14 protein-coding genes and 2 tRNA genes are annotated in these 14,608 nt (G+C 68.8%); 13 read left to right on the top strand and 3 right to left on the bottom strand.

All coding sequences use genetic code 11. The features are described from left to right. Positions 1–2 precede the first annotated feature (2 nt). Positions 3–1,043 carry a selenide, water dikinase SelD gene (gene selD, locus E5K04_RS10405; protein ID WP_136553732.1) on the top strand — a complete coding sequence of 347 codons (1,041 nt, stop codon included), beginning with the start codon at positions 3–5 and terminating at the stop codon, positions 1,041–1,043. Positions 1,044–1,419: 376 nt separating this feature from the next. Here the strand turns inward: selD and E5K04_RS10410 are convergent, their stop codons facing one another. Continuing rightward, on the bottom strand, positions 1,420–2,016 hold the full coding sequence (locus tag E5K04_RS10410) for an arylesterase (RefSeq protein ID WP_136553734.1): 597 nt from the start codon (positions 2,014–2,016) through the stop codon (positions 1,420–1,422). Between E5K04_RS10410 and E5K04_RS10415 the strand changes: the two genes are divergently transcribed. The 10 genes from E5K04_RS10415 (at position 2,015) to E5K04_RS10460 (ending at position 11,755) form a co-directional block, all read left to right on the top strand. Then, the gene (locus E5K04_RS10415; RefSeq protein WP_136553736.1) at positions 2,015–2,713 is read left to right on the top strand and encodes an ABC transporter ATP-binding protein; all 699 of its coding nucleotides are present in this window, start codon (positions 2,015–2,017) and stop codon (positions 2,711–2,713) included. The two genes, E5K04_RS10410 and E5K04_RS10415, sit on opposite strands and share 2 nt — an antisense overlap. Further along, positions 2,710–5,202: an ABC transporter permease gene (locus E5K04_RS10420; protein WP_136553738.1), complete on the top strand. Its 2,493-nt coding sequence runs from the start codon at positions 2,710–2,712 to the stop codon at positions 5,200–5,202. The genes E5K04_RS10415 and E5K04_RS10420 overlap by 4 nt, the downstream gene beginning before the upstream one ends. Before the next feature lie 9 nt (positions 5,203–5,211). Continuing rightward, positions 5,212–5,739 (top strand): DUF2946 family protein, encoded by a 528-nt coding sequence (locus E5K04_RS10425; protein ID WP_168929207.1) that lies wholly within the window; start codon positions 5,212–5,214, stop codon positions 5,737–5,739. Between the two features lie 53 nt (positions 5,740–5,792). Then, positions 5,793–6,785, top strand: a complete 993-nt coding sequence (gene mltG, locus E5K04_RS10430) for an endolytic transglycosylase MltG (protein WP_136553742.1) — start codon at positions 5,793–5,795, stop codon at positions 6,783–6,785. Then, positions 6,785–7,405, top strand: a complete 621-nt coding sequence (gene tmk / locus E5K04_RS10435) for a dTMP kinase (protein ID WP_205700340.1) — start codon at positions 6,785–6,787, stop codon at positions 7,403–7,405. The genes mltG and tmk overlap by 1 nt, the downstream gene beginning before the upstream one ends. Next, positions 7,405–8,391 (top strand): DNA polymerase III subunit delta', encoded by a 987-nt coding sequence (holB, locus tag E5K04_RS10440; protein ID WP_136553746.1) that lies wholly within the window; start codon positions 7,405–7,407, stop codon positions 8,389–8,391. The genes tmk and holB overlap by 1 nt, the downstream gene beginning before the upstream one ends. A gap of 12 nt (positions 8,392–8,403) precedes the next feature. Beyond that, on the top strand, positions 8,404–8,775 hold the full coding sequence (locus tag E5K04_RS10445; RefSeq protein ID WP_136553748.1) for a PilZ domain-containing protein: 372 nt from the start codon (positions 8,404–8,406) through the stop codon (positions 8,773–8,775). Positions 8,776–8,815: 40 nt separating this feature from the next. Further along, positions 8,816–9,589: a TatD family hydrolase gene (locus tag E5K04_RS10450; RefSeq protein ID WP_136553750.1), complete on the top strand. Its 774-nt coding sequence runs from the start codon at positions 8,816–8,818 to the stop codon at positions 9,587–9,589. Beyond that, complete coding sequence (locus tag E5K04_RS10455; RefSeq protein WP_136553752.1) at positions 9,582–10,358, top strand: MBL fold metallo-hydrolase; 777 nt, start codon at positions 9,582–9,584, stop codon at positions 10,356–10,358. Before E5K04_RS10450 ends, E5K04_RS10455 begins: the two co-directional genes overlap by 8 nt. 134 nt (positions 10,359–10,492) lie before the next feature. Beyond that, the gene (locus E5K04_RS10460) at positions 10,493–11,755 is read left to right on the top strand and encodes a dicarboxylate/amino acid:cation symporter (protein ID WP_136553755.1); all 1,263 of its coding nucleotides are present in this window, start codon (positions 10,493–10,495) and stop codon (positions 11,753–11,755) included. A 71-nt stretch (positions 11,756–11,826) separates the two neighbouring features. Here the strand turns inward: E5K04_RS10460 and lolA are convergent, their stop codons facing one another. Together lolA and E5K04_RS10470 are read right to left on the bottom strand one after the other, a co-directional pair. Beyond that, positions 11,827–12,435 carry an outer membrane lipoprotein chaperone LolA gene (lolA, locus tag E5K04_RS10465; RefSeq protein ID WP_136553757.1) on the bottom strand — a complete coding sequence of 203 codons (609 nt, stop codon included), beginning with the start codon at positions 12,433–12,435 and terminating at the stop codon, positions 11,827–11,829. Then, positions 12,436–14,028, bottom strand: coding sequence for an NAD+ synthase (locus tag E5K04_RS10470; protein ID WP_136553759.1), 1,593 nt, complete (start codon positions 14,026–14,028; stop codon positions 12,436–12,438). A 213-nt stretch (positions 14,029–14,241) separates the two neighbouring features. On the opposite strand from E5K04_RS10470, the gene E5K04_RS10475 reads away from it, so the two are divergent. Continuing rightward, positions 14,242–14,332: transfer RNA gene (locus E5K04_RS10475), tRNA-Ser, on the top strand. Positions 14,333–14,346: 14 nt separating this feature from the next. Next, a tRNA-Asn gene (locus E5K04_RS10480) sits at positions 14,347–14,422 on the top strand. Positions 14,423–14,608 lie beyond the last annotated feature (186 nt).

Consider the following 14,608-nt stretch of genomic DNA (forward strand, 5'->3'; position numbering starts at 1 on the left):
TCATGTCGGATATCAGATTGACGCAATTGTCGCACGGCGGCGGTTGCGGCTGCAAAATTGCACCGGCGGTGCTCGAGACCATTCTCTCCGGCGCGCGCGAGAAGATGGCGTTCCCCAACCTGCTGGTCGGCCGCGAGACGGCCGACGACGCCGCGGTGTACCAGCTCAACGAGCGGCAGGCGATCGTCGCGACCACCGACTTCTTCATGCCGATCGTAGACGACGCGTTCGACTTCGGCCGCATCGCCGCGACCAACGCGATCTCGGACATCTACGCGATGGGCGGCACGCCCATCATGGCGCTGGCCATCGTCGGCATGCCGGTGAACGTGCTGCCGCCCGAAACCATCCGCGCCATCCTCGACGGCGGCGAGTCGGTCTGCCACGCGGCGGGCATCCCGGTCGCCGGCGGCCACTCGATCGACTCGCCCGAGCCGATCTACGGCCTGGTCGCATTGGGCGTGGTCGACCCGGCCGAGCTCAAGCGCAACTCGGACGCGCGTGCGGGCGACGTGCTGATCCTCGGCAAGGGCCTTGGCGTCGGCGTGCTCGCGCAGGCGATGAAGCGCGGCGAACTCTCCCAGGCCGGCTACGACGCGCTGATCGCGTCGACCACCCAGCTCAACCGCGTCGGCAGCCAGTTGGCCGCGCGGCCGGACGTGCACGCGCTGACCGACGTCACCGGCTTCGGCCTGTTGGGCCACCTGCTCGAGGTGTGCCGCGGCGCCAAGCTGGGCGCCGAGGTCGAGATGTCCCGCGTGCCTGTGATCGCCGAGGCGCGGCCGTTCGCCGAGGCGGGCGTCGGCCCGGGCGCGATCGAGCGCAACCTGGCGAGCTTCGGCCACGACGTCGACTTCGCGCCGGATGTCGCAAGCTGGCAGCAGCGCATCCTGGTCGACCCTCAGACCAGCGGCGGCCTCCTGGCGACGGTCGACGCGGCGCACGCCGACGAAGTGCTCGCGCTGTTTCACGCCGCTGGCTTCGGCTATGCGGCGGTGATCGGCCGGTTGACCGAAGGGGCGCCGCGCGTCGCGGTACGCTGAGAAACTGTCCACGATCTGCTGCGCATCGACGATACGGCGTTGAAAACGGCTGCGAAATGCTCATGTACCCTCTGTACATTCCGCTTTCTCCGCCGTTTTCGCCTTGTCTCGCCTTCGCTCGCGAGCGCGTGAATACACTCTGAATCCTTCTCCCCAAACCAAACAAACGGCTGCAAGGGCGCAACGGGGTTGCGCGTTTGCAGCCGTTTTTGTCTGGCCATGCCGGTGGCCGTGGATTTCGGGGCGTATGGTGGATTGCCCGTTTTTTGCGCAGCAGCTGGCGATGCCCCGTGGGGCGGGCATCCGCGCGGCTTATCCACAGCTGCTCCCCAGCCTTGTCCCCCCGCCTTGTGGGCAAGATGACGCTTTTGTTGCCCTACGGTTTCAACAGCGGGCGCAGCGCCTTCTCTACGGTGGCCGCCATCACCGGCTGCGCGGTGGCGGTCGGGTGGATGCCGTCTGCCTGGAACCAGTCCATGCGCGTCTCGAAGCCGGCGACCAGCACCGGCACGTAGGCGAGGCGTGCCTTTTTTGCCAAGTCGTCATAAACGGCGCGGAACCTTGCCGTATAGTCGGGGCCATAGTTGGGCGGCAGCGCCATGCCGACCAGCAGCACGCGGGTGCCGCGCGCGCGCGCCAGCTCGACCATGCGCGCAAGGTTGCGCGAGAGCTCAGCCGGCGGCAGGCCGCGCAGGCCGTCGTTGCCGCCCAGCTCCAGCACCAGCACGTCGGGCTTCACGCGTGCTAGCGTGGCGGGCAGGCGGGCGAGGCCGCCCGCGCTGGTCTCGCCGCTGACCGACGCGTTGACCACGCGGTGCGCCGGCGCGAGGCGCTGCCCCAGCAGGGCGACCCAGCCCGCCTCGGTCTTCATGCCGTACGCGGCCGACAGGCTGTCGCCGAACACGAGTACGGTCTTGGCCGCCGCCCACGGCGCGGCGAGGGCTACCCACAGGCAAAAGAAAAGACGCAGCATGACCAACCTTCACGATGACAATGCCCCGATTCTGGTGGCGAGCGCACTCAGTCGGCAAGTGGACTACCACGGCGAGCACCTGACCATCCTTAAGGAAGCGTCGCTTTCCCTCGCGCGCGGCCAGTCGCTGGCGATCGTCGGCGCGTCCGGCTCGGGCAAGTCGACGCTGCTCGCGCTGTTGGCCGGGCTCGATCACGCCAGCGGCGGCGAGGTGACGCTGTTCGGGCAGCCGCTCTCCGCGTTGGATGAAGACGCGCGCGCCGCGCTGCGCCTCGCGAGGGTCGGCTTCGTGTTCCAGAACTTCCAGCTGTTGCCGCAACTGACCGCGCTGGAAAACGTGCTGCTGCCGCTGGAGCTGGCCGCCTATCCCGGCGCCGAGGCGGCCGCGCGCGCGATGCTCGGGCGGGTGGGGCTTGGCCACCGCCTCGGCCACTACCCGCGCCACCTCTCCGGCGGCGAGCAGCAGCGCGTCGCGCTGGCGCGCGCCTTTGTCGGCGAGCCGGCCTTGCTGTTCGCCGACGAGCCGACCGGCAGCCTGGACGCCGCGTCCGGTCACGAGGTCGGCGACCTGCTGTTCGGCATGAACCGCGAGGCGGGCACCGCGCTGGTGCTGGTCACCCACGACATGAAGCTGGCCGCGCGCTGCGAGCAGGTATTGCGTATCGAGGACGGCGTGCTGGGCGGGGCCGGCGCATGAATCGCTTCCCGAAGGCGGCGCTTGCTTGGCGCCTGTTGCTGCGCGAGGCGCGCGCGGGTGAACTGACGGTGCTCGCCTTGTCGCTCGCGCTGGCGGTCGCCGCGATCAGCGCGGTGTCGATGTTCGCGTCGCGCTTCGAGCGCGCGCTGTCGGAGCAGGCGGCGCAACTGTTGGCGGCCGATTTGTCGGTGTCGTCCGGCGCACCGGCGCCTGCCGCCTGGCAGGCCGAGGCGGCGCGGCTGGGGCTGACGCTCGCGCACACCACCACCTTCCCGTCGATGGCCGGCACCGACGCCGGGGTGACCCTCGCCAACATCAAGGCGGTCGACGCGGCCTACCCCTTGCGTGGCGAGTTGACCATCGCCGACGCGGCGGGGCGCGAGCGGGTGCTCGCGCGGGGGCCGGCGCCGGGTGAGGCGTGGGTCGACGCGCGGCTCGCCGAGCGGCTGGGGCTCAAGGCCGGCGACAAGGTCAGCGTCGGCCGCCTCAGGCTGACGGTCGGCAACTTGTTGATCCGCGAGCCGGACGCGATCGCCGACATGTACGGCTTCGTGCCGCGGCTGATGATGGCCGAGGCGGACCTGGCGGCCGCCGGCCTGATCGGGCCGGGCAGCCGCGTGCGCTACCGGCTCTTGGTCGCCGGCGACAGCGCGCGCGTCGCCGAATTCGGCGCCTGGGTGAAGCCCAGGCTGCCAAACGGCGCGCGGCTGGAGAACGTCGAAGAGGCGCGGCCCGAGGTGCGCGTCGCGCTCGAGCGCGCGCGCCGTTTCTTGGGCATGACCGCGCTGCTGACCGTCGCGCTGTCGGTTGCCGCGGTGGTGCTCGCGGTGCGCCGGTATCTCGCGCGCCACTGGCGCACCGTCGCGCTTTTGCGCGCGCAGGGGCAGTCGTCCGGCGCGATCGGCGCGCTGTTCGGCTGGCAGCTCGCCTGGCTGGGCGTGGCCGCCGGCGTGGTCGGCGTGCTCGCCGGCTTTGCGGTGCAGTCGGCGCTTGCCGCGGCCGTCGCGCCCTTGTTGTCGTTGCCGCTGCCTGCGCCGTCGGCCGCCGGGGTGCTGGTCGGCTTCGCCGCGGCGCTGGTGCTGACGCTCGGCGTCGCCTGGCCGCCGATTCTCGCCTTGCGCCAGGTGCCGGCGCTTGCGGTGCTGCGCGCCGAGTTGCCGCCGCCCAGGGCCGGCGTTGCCTGGCCTCTGCTGTCGCTGGCGGCCTTGTTGCTGCTCGCCGCGCTGCAACTAGGCGACGCGCTGATCGCGCTGTGGCTGCTGCCGGCGCTCGCTGGCTTTCTCGCGCTCGCCGCGCTGATGGCGTGGGGCCTGTTGAAGCTGATGCGCGCGCCGCGCGCCGGCAGCCGGCCGGGCTGGCGCTACGGGGTGGCCAGCCTCGCGCGGCGGCCGACGCTCGCGCTCGCGCAGATCGTCGCGCTGTCGGTCGGGCTGTTCGCGCTGCTGTTGATGACGGTGGTGCGCGCCGACCTGGTCGGCGCCTGGCAGGCGAGCGTACCGGCTGACGCGCCGAACAAGTTCGTGATCAACCTGCAGGCCGACCAGCAGGCGGCGTTCGACGCGGCGTTCGCCAGGGCGCGCCTGGTGCCGCCACCGACCTACCCGATGGTGCGCGCGCGGCTGGTTGCGATCGGCGGCGTGCCGCTCGACCCCGCGCGTTACGAGGACGCGCGTGCGCGGCGCCTGGCCGAGCGCGAATTCAACCTGTCGTGGAGCGCCGGCCTGCCGGCCGCCAACACGGTCAGCGCCGGGCGCTGGTGGGGCACGCCGGCAACGCCGCAGTTCTCGGTCGAGGAGGACATCGCCGCTACGCTGGGCATCCGCATGGGCGACACGCTCGCCTTCGAGTCGGGCGGCGAGCGCTTCGAAGCGAAGGTGACCAGCCTGCGCAAGGTCGCGTGGGACAGCTTCCGCGCCAACTTCTTCGTGCTCGCGCCACCGGCCTGGCTCGAGCACCTGCCGGCAAGCCGCATCGCGAGCTTTTACCTGCCGCCTGCGCGCGAGCGCTTTGTCGGCGAACTGGTGCACGCGCTGCCGAACCTGACGGTGATCGACGTGGGCAATGTGATCGCCGAGGTGCGCGCCATCGTCGAGCGGCTCGCGCACGCGATCGAATTGATGTTCGTGCTGGCGCTGGCCGCCGGCGTGCTGGTGATGTGGGCGGTGTTCGCCGCGACGCGGCAGGAGCGCGAGGTCGACATGGCGCTGATGCGCGCGCTGGGCGCCTCGCGCGCCCAGTTGACGGCGATGCTTGCCGGCGAGTTGGCCTTTGTCGGCGCCTTGGCGGGCCTGATCGCCGGTGCCGGCGCGTGGGCGGCCGGCGCGGTGGTCTCTGTGAAGGTGCTCGCGCTCGCGCACTGGCCGGCCCTCTGGCTGGTCCCCGGCGGCGTGCTGGCTGGACTCTTGCTGGTGTTCGCCGCTGGCTGGCCGCTGCTGCGCAAGGTCGCGCGGGTGCCGCCCCTGGCGGTACTCAGGAACGAGCAGGGTTAAGGAGCAATGATGGACGCGATGGTACTGGCCGCGATGGCCAAGTGGCCCGACGTGCCGGCGGTGTACGGCTTTCTCGCGCTGGACGCCCGCGGGCGTTGGTGGCTCACCGGCGAGCGGGTGGGCAACGCCGCGCTCACGGACTTTCTTGCGCGCAACTACGCGCTCGACACCGCCGGGCGTGCCTACGTGCAGAACGGCCCGCAGCAGGTGTTTGTCGCGTGCGCGCGCGCGCCAAGGGTGATCCGCCGCGAGGCGGGGGCTTGGCGTGCCGCGCCCGATGGCGTGACAGGCAGCGTTGACGCGCTGTGGCTGACGCCCGAGGGCGAGCTCTACGCGTCGTTCGCAGGCTCGCTCGCGCTGATCGACGACAGGGAGCTGTTGCCGCTGGTTGACGAGCTGTTGCCCGGCTGGGACGGCGAGGCGGCGGGCCTGCCTGCGACGGTGATGCTGGGCGGGGTGGAACTGCCGCTCGCGCTCGCCGGCCACGATGCACTCGCCGCGCGCTTTGGCCTGCAACTGACCCCGCGCGGGCCCTAGTCGCGTGGTGGTATCATGGCAGCCACTTTTTCACCCGATCCGTATTCCGCCTGATGCGTTCCCTGTTCATCCGTACGCTCGCCGCACTGCTGGCCGCCGGCGCCCTCTGGCTCGCCTGGGTCGTCGCCGTGCCGGTCTCCCTGCCGACAACGCCTTACAGCGTGACCGTCGGCCCCAACCGCACGCTCTCGCAGGTCGCCCGCACCCTTGAAGAGGAAGGCGCGATCCGCAACCGCTGGGTGATGATCGCGCTCTCGCGCGCGAGCGGCGCCGACCGCAAGCTCAAGGCCGGCCTCTACGAATTCTCGAGCCCGGTCGCGATGTGGCAGATCCTGCGCCGCCTCTCCGAGGGCAGCCCGGACCAGCCCAGCGTGACGGTGATCGAGGGTTGGACCTTCCGCCAGTTCCGCCAGGCGCTCGCGCGCGAGAAGGACCTCAAGCCGGTCAGCGCCGGTTGGAGCGAGGATAGGGTCATGGCCGAACTCGGCGCGACCGGGCAGAGCGCCGAGGGCATGTTCTTCCCGAGCACCTATTTCTTCGTGCCCGGCAGCTCGGACGTCGACGTGATGCGCCGCGCTTACCGCACCATGCAGCAGCACCTGCAAAGCGCGTGGGACGCGCGCCAGGAGGGGCTGCCGTACTCGAACCCGTACGAGATGCTGATCATGGCGAGCCTGATCGAGAAGGAGACCTCGAAGGAGGCCGACAGGCCGCAGGTTTCGTCGGTGTTCGTCAACCGCCTGAAGATCGGCATGCGCTTGCAGACCGACCCGTCGGTGATCTACGGCATGGGCGAGCGCTACCAGGGCCGCATCGGCAAGGAAGGCCTGCGCCGCGACACGCCGTACAACACCTATACCCGCGCGGGCCTGCCGCCGACGCCGATCGCCTTGCCCGGGCAGGCGGCGCTGACCGCCGCCGCCCAGCCCGTCGAGAGCCGTGCGCTGTATTTCGTCGCGCGCGGCGACGGCACCACCCATTTTTCCGAATCGCTGCCCGAGCACAACGCGGCGGTCCGCAAGTTCATCCTGAAGAAAGGCGAGTGATGCGCGCGCGTTTCATCACGCTCGAAGGCGTGGACGGTGCCGGCAAGAGCACCCATCTCTCGTTTATCCAGAACACCCTCGCACAGCTTGGCGTCGACGCGGTGTTTACCCGCGAGCCCGGCGGCACCGCGCTTGGCGAGCGCCTGCGCGAACTCCTGCTCGCGGTCGACACCCGGGTGTCGCTGGAGACGGAGACGCTGTTGATGTTCGCCGCGCGCGAAGAGCACCTGGCCCAGGTGATCCGCCCGGCGCTTGCGGCCGGGCGCTGGGTGGTGTCCGACCGCTTTACCGACGCGACCTTCGCCTACCAGGGCGGCGGGCGAGGCCTTGCCTTTGATCGCATCGAGGTGCTGGAAGAATGGGTGCAGCGCGGCCTGCAGCCGGATCTGACCCTGCTGTTTGACGTGCCGACCGAGGTCGCCGCGGCGCGCATGGCCGCGAGCCGCAACCTCGACCGCTTCGAGCGCGAGGCGGCCGACTTCCACCGCCGGGTGCGCGACGCCTACCTTGCGCGCGCCAAGGACGACCCGCGTTTCGTGGTGATCGACTCGACGCAGCCGATTACCGTGATCCAGCAGGCGCTTGCGCAACTGCTGGCACGCTTCGCGGAGCAGGCCTGATGCGCTACCCGTGGCAAGAGGACGACTGGCGGCGCATCGTGCGCGAGTTCGACAGCCTGCCCAACGCCTGGCTGCTGACCGGCCCCGAGGGCATCGGCAAGGTCGACTTCGCGTATTCGCTCGCCCGCGCGCTGCTGTGCGACACGCCGCTGGAAGACGGGCGTGGCTGCGGCCGCTGCGAGTCCTGCCGCTGGCTCGCCAGTGGCACCCACCCCGATTTTCGCCACCTGTGCCCGGAAGCCGCCGACGAGGGCAAGGAGGAGGGCGGCAAGAGCGCCCGCAAGCTGTCCCAGATCAAGATCGAGGCGGTGCGCGAGATCATCGAGTTCTCGCAGCTGACCGCGCACCGGCACGGCCGCCGCGTGGTGCTGGTCGAGCCGGCCGAGAAGCTGAACCTGGCTGCCGCCAACGCCATCCTCAAGGTGCTCGAGGAGCCGCCGGACAACACGGTGTTCCTGCTGGTCGCCGACCGTCCGCAGCGCCTGCTGCCGACCATCCGCAGCCGTTGCCGCAAGTTTTCGCTGTCGCGCCCGTCGCACGAGGTCGCGCTTGCCTGGCTCAAGGCGCAGGGCGTCGCCCACGCCGAGGCTGAGCTGGCCTGGCATGGCGGCGCGCCGGTGTTCGAACACGACGAGGCGCTGTACCGCCTGCGCGCGCAGTTCCTGTCCGCGCTGAAGACGCCGACGCTGGTCGGCGTGCTCGCCGCCGCTGAAGAGGTCGACCGCCACAAGCTGCCGCTCGCCCAGCCCTTGGAGTGGCTGGCCAAGTGGCTCGCCGACATCGCCGCGCAAAGGCTCGCGCACCGCGTGCGCTACCATCCGGACGAGGCGGACGCCGTGGCGCTTTTGGCGCGGCGCGCCAACCTGGCCGCGCTGATGCGCTGCCAGGACGCGCTGACCCGCCTGGTACCGTTCGGACAACACACGCTCAACGTGCGCTTGCAGCTTGAGGCGCTGTTGGTGGAGTATCTGAAGGTTTTTGCCTGAAGGAGACCTAGCATGGAAGCCAACGCCCCAGAGCGTGCCGACGCCGGCCGGGCCGGCGTGCTGTCGCTGTCGATCCGCGAGCGGAGCGCCTTGTTCGCCGCCTACATGCCCTTCGTCGGCAACGGCGGCATCTTCATCCCGTCCGCGCGCGAGTACCAGCTGGGCGACGAGGTGTTCCTGTTGCTGACGCTGATGGACGAGCCGGCCAAGGTCGCCGTCAAGGGCAAGGTGGTGTGGATCACCCCCGCCGGCGCCAACAACAACCGCACGCAGGGCATCGGCGTCGAGTTTGCCGCCGACGAAGCCGGCAGCCAGGCGCGCGACAAGATCGAGAAACTGCTGGGCGGCGTGCTCAACTCGAGCCGCACCACCCACACCATGTAATGCATACCGCTGCCCAAGGGGCGGCGACACCGGGCCTGCCATGTACGTCGATTCGCACTGCCACCTGAATTTTCCCGACCTCGCGGCGCGCCTGCCCGAGGTCCTTGCCAATATGCGCGTGGCGCGGGTGACGCACGCGGTGGTGATCGGCGTCGCGATGGACAGCTACCCCGACGTGCTCGCGCTCGCCGAGCAGAACGACGAACTGTTCGCCACCGTCGGCGTGCACCCGGACAGCGAAGACGCGTTCACCCCCAGCGAAGACGAGCTGGTCGCATACGCGGCGCACCCCAAGGTGGTCGGCGTCGGCGAGACCGGCCTCGACTACCACTGGTGCAAGGGAGACCTCTCCTGGCAGCACGAGCGCTTCGCACGCCATATCCGCGCCGCGCGCCGCGCCGCCCTGCCACTGGTGATCCACACCCGCGAGTCGGCCGACGACACCCTCGCCATCATGCGCTCTGAAAACGCGGGGGAGGCCGGCGGCGTGATGCACTGCTTCACCGAAAGCTGGGATGTCGCGCGTGCGGCGCTCGACTTGGGCTTTTATATCTCGTTCTCCGGCATCGTCACCTTCAAGAACGCGAAGCAGATCCACGAGGTCGCGCAGAAGGTGCCGCTTGACCGGTTGCTGATCGAGACCGACTCGCCGTATCTTGCGCCGGTACCTTACCGCGGCAAGACCAACGAGCCGGCTTTTGTCGCGCATGTGGCCGAACATATCGCCACCCTGCGCGGGGTGAGCGCCGAGGCGATCGGCGAGGCGAGTACCGAAAACTTCTTCAGGCTGTTCGCCAAGGCGCGTCGTGCTTAAGGGGCGCATCACCGTCCTTGGCTGCGGGTCGAGCTCCGGCACGCCGGCGATCGGCTGCACATGCCCGACCTGCGTGTCGGCCGATGCGAAGAACCGCCGCACCCGCTGCTCGGCCTACGTCGAAGTGCCCGGCGCGGGCGTGTTGATCGACACCGGGCCGGACTTGCGCGCGCAGGCGCTGCGCGAGGGGATTACCCGTGTCGACGCGGTGCTCTACACGCACCCGCACGCCGACCACCTGGGCGGCATCGACGACCTGCGCGCGTTCTGCTACGTGAAGCGCGGCCCGATCGACCTGTTCGGTAACGCCTTCAGCATGGAGAACATCCGCACCCGCTTCGGCTACACGCTGATGCCGGCGACGCCGGTGTGGGACAAACCGGTGCTGGTGCCGCACGACGTCGACGGGCCATTCTCGCTCGGCACGACGGTGGTGACGCCGGTGCCGCTCAAGCACGGCAGCTGGCCGTGCACCGGCTGGCGCATCGGCGACATGGCGTGGCTGACCGACGTCTCCGACATCCCCGGCGACAGCGTCGCCCTGCTCTCTGGCGTGCGGCTGCTGTTCCTCGACTGCCTGCGCGAGCGCCCCTACCCGTCGCACCTGTCGGTGGACGAGGCTTTGGCGTGGGCCGAGTGCCTGGGCGCCGAGCGCACCGTACTGATCCACATGACCCACGAACTCGAATACCACGCCTTGTCCGCGCGCTGCCCGCGCGGGGTCGAGGTAGCGCACGACGGCGCATCTTTCGACTTTCATTTGGTCTGATCGCGCTACTCGGTTGCTATATAACGCGTTTTCTTAGCCCATTATGCCAAAAGCAAGTGCTTTCGAAGTTGACGGCGGGTGACGCTCCCCACTACATTCGGGTATTCAGAACCGAATAAAAGGGAGTGGAGAGAATGAGCAAGGCATCCCGGGCGCCCCTGCCCATGTGGGCCAAGATTCTGCTTGGCCTAGTGTTGGGCGTCGCCACCGGCTTTATCGCCGGCGACTGGGCGATGGTCCTCAAGCCGGTCGGCGACCTGTTTATCACCCTGATCCGTATGGTCGTGATGCCGGTGATCTTCGTGTCGCTGGTGTGCGGCGTGACCGCGATGCGCGACCTGAAGAAGATGGGCCGCGTCGCAGGCAAGACCCTGCTGATCTACATGGTGACGATGGCCGCCGCAGGCGCGCTGTCGATGACGCTGGCCAGCTTCTTCGGCATCGGCCAGGGGCTGGGCTACGAAATGCCGGCGGTGGCCAAGGTGGCCGAAGTGCCGTCCTTCGTCGACACCATCATGGCCATCGTGCCGTCCAACCCGTTCAAGGCCTTCGCCGACGGCGCCATCCTGCCGGTGATCGTGTTCGCGATCTTCTTCGGCCTGTCGATCAACCTGGCCGGCAAGCAGGGCGAAGTGGTCGCCGACTTCTTCCGCTCGCTCAACCATGTGGTATTCCAGCTGGTGAACATCGCGCTGTCGTTCGCGCCCTACGGCGTGTTCGCGCTGATGGCCTACGTGACCGCCGACAATGGCTTCGCGATCCTGTCCGAGCTGGCGGCGCTGGTCGGCACCATTTATCTGGCCTGCCTGACCATGCTGGTTGTCGTCTACGCGCTGTTGCTGACCGTGTTCGGCCTCAACCCGTGGCACTTCATCCGCAAGATGCTGCCGGTGCAGCTGTTCGCGTTCTCGACCACCAGCTCGAACGCGACGCTGCCGCTGAACATGCAGGTCGCCGAAGAGAAGCTCGGCGTGCACAACAGCATCGCGTCCTTCGTGCTGCCGCTGGGCGCGACCATCAACATGAACGGCCTGGCGACCTACCTGGGCGCGGTGGCGATCTTCGCCGCCAACGCCTACGGGATCGAGCTTACGCTGATGCAGAAGGTCACCGTGGTGCTGACCACCACGCTCGCAGCGATCGGTGCAGCCGGCGTGCCGGGGACCGGCCTGGTGGTGATGAGCCTGGTGCTCGCGTCGGTCGGCCTGCCGCTGGAAGTGATCGCCGCCATCGCCGCAGTCGACCGCATCATCGACATGATCAACACGCCGACCAACGTCTCCGGCGACACCCTCTCGGCGGTGCTGGTCGCCAAGAGCGAGGGCGAACTGGAACGCGACGTCTACGCGGGCGATATCGAGCCCGAAGTGGCTGCGGTCGCCACCGAGAACGCCTGAACACGGCTTCTCACATAAAAACAGCCCGGCACGCGCAAGCGGCCGGGCTGTTTTCTTGTGCAGGCTTGCGCTTATTCGCTCAGCACGTCGACGCCGGGCGGCGCGGCAAAGCGGAAGCGGTCGGCCGCGAGCGGCGGGTTCTTCTTCAGCGCGTCAAAGCGGATGTCGGTGACGTTGCCGAAGCTGTCGGTCAGCTGCATTTCTTTGAGCGTATTGCCGGAAAAGCCCATCTTCAGCGACGAAAAGCCGCTGTCGGCCTGGCGCGGGGTGGCGACCAGCCACTCGACGCCGCCTTGCTTGCCGGCCTCGCGCAGCTTGTAGTTGGCCTCGATCGCGTTGTCGCCGGCCAGCAGCGCGGCCGGGCTCGAGCCCAGCGCCGCGTCGAGCGCGCGGCTGGTGACCTGCGCGAGTTCCTTGTCGTAGATCCACAGCCGCTTGCCGTCGCCGACGATCAGCTGCTCGTAGGGCTTGGCGTAGCTCCAGCGGAACTTGCCCGGGCGCGAGATCTCCAGCGTGCCGTGTGCGCGCTCCTGCCGCCCCTGGCTGGTGACGGTCTGTTCGAACTGCGCCGACACGGTGCGGGTGCCGGCGACGAAGGCCTTGAGCTGGGCGACGGCCGCCGCGTGCGCGGGCAGCGCCAGCGCCGCCAGCAGCGGCACGAAAAGCAGGGATTTCTTCATTTAGCTGAACCGGTTGGTGATCGGGTAGCGCCAGTCCTTGCCGAACGCGCGGTGGGTGATGCGCGGCCCGACCGGCGCCTGGCGGCGCTTGTATTCGTTGATCTTCAAGAGGCGCACCACGCGGCGCACGTCGGCCTCGGCGAAGCCCTCGGCGATGATCTCCTCGCCCGAGCGGTTCTCCTCGACGTAGCGCTGCATGATCGCGTCGAGCACCTCGTAAGGCGGCAGGCTGTCCTGGTCCTTTTGGTCGGGGCGCAGCTCGGCCGACGGCGGCCGGGTGATGATGCGCTCGGGGATCACCTCGCCCACCGTATTGCGCCAGCGGCACAGCTCGAACACCAGGGTCTTGGCGACGTCCTTCAGCACGGCGAAGCCGCCGGCCATGTCGCCGTACAGCGTGCAGTAGCCGGTGGTCATCTCCGACTTGTTGCCGGTGGTCAGCACCAGCTTGCCGCTCTTGTTGGAGAGCGCCATCAGCAAGGTGCCGCGGATGCGCGCCTGCAGGTTCTCTTCGGTGGTGTCGGCCGCCAGCCCCGCGAAGGCGGGCGAGAGCGCCGCCATGAAGCTCTCGTAGGTCGGCCAGATGTCGATCTCGTCGTAGCGCACGTCCAGCCGCTTCACCATGTCGCGCGAGTCGATCAGCGAGATGTCGGCGGTGTAGCGGCTGGGCATCATCACCGCGTGCACCTTGTCCGCGCCGAGCGCGTCGACGGCCACCGCCAGCGTCAGCGCCGAGTCGACGCCGCCGGAGAGGCCGAGCAGGGCGCCGGCAAAGCCGTTCTTGCCGATATAGTCGCGCACGCCGGTCACCAGCGCGCGGTACACGCTCTCGGTCGGCGCGGGCAGGCTCGCCTGGTCGCCGGGCATCACCCGGCCACACTCGACGTCGACGAAGATAAGCGCCTCGTCGTACGCCGGCGCCTGCACCGCGACCTCGCCCTCGGCATCAAGCGCGAACGACGCGCCGTCGAACACCAGTTCGTCCTGGCCGCCGACCAGGTTCACGTAAAGCAGCGGCAGGCCGGTTTCCTGCACGCGGTAGCGCGCGGTTTCCTGACGGGTGGCGACCTTGTCGCGGTGGAACGGCGACGCGTTGAGCGCGACAAGCACCTCGGCGCCGGCGTCGGCCGCCTCGGCGGCCGGCTCGACCGACCAGATGTCCTCGCAGATCAGCACGCCCAGCTTCACGCCGTCCTGCTCGAACACCAAAGGCGCCGCGCCCGGCGTGAAGTAGCGGCACTCGTCGAATACCTGGTCGTTCGGCAGCAGCATCTTGTGGTACTGGCCCAGACGGTTGCCGTCGCGCAGCACGGTCGCCGCGTTGAAGGTCTCCGCGCCCAGCCGCACCGGGTGGCCGATCACCAGCGTGATGCCGTCCAGCTCCAGGAGCTCGTCCATCGCCGCGCTGACCGCACGGAAGAAGTGGCCGCGCAGCAGCAGGTCCTCCGGGCTGTAGCCGGTGAGTGCCAGCTCCGGCGTCACCAGCACGTCGGCGCCGGCGGCCATCGCCTCGCGGGCGAGTTCGAGGATCCTGCGGGTGTTGCCGGCGATGTCGCCGACGACGGGGTTGAACTGGGCAAGGGCGATGCGCATGGGGCAGGGCGGCTGAGTGAAGTAGACGCGCCATTCTACCCCGTTTTACCCGGCCGGCGGGCGCGCGGGCGCCGCCGGCGCTCGCTGGCAAAACATCGCAATCGCGGGTTTTTCGCAGGAAATTTCACAAAAGGCTTGCCTTGTAAAAAAATGGCCTATACAATGCGCAGCCTCTGACGACGAAATGCTGTCAACCGGCGAGTCGGAGCACCTGGAGAGGTGGATGAGTGGTTTAAGTCGCACGCCTGGAAAGCGTGTTCAGGGTAATACCCTGACGGGGGTTCGAATCCCCCCCTCTCCGCCAGTTTAAGGTTTTGTTCCCTGATAGCTCAGTTGGTAGAGCGACGGACTGTTAATCCGCAGGTCGCAGGTTCGAGCCCTGCTCGGGGAGCCAATAGATTCAAGCATTTAGCCCGCCTTTAGGTGGGCTTTTTGCTTTGCGCCGCCTTTTTTGCTGCATTTTTGCTGCACTCGTTGCAGCCTGCTGCAAATTTCCCGCCCCTTCCCGCACCGCAGCTTGAATCGCCCCTCCTTTCCTAGACACCACGAGAGCCTCACACTAGGCGCCACAAGGAGGTGT

It is taken from the genome of Crenobacter intestini, from assembly GCF_004919095.1.
Taxonomy (GTDB): Bacteria; Pseudomonadota; Gammaproteobacteria; order Burkholderiales; family Chromobacteriaceae; genus Craterilacuibacter; species Craterilacuibacter intestini.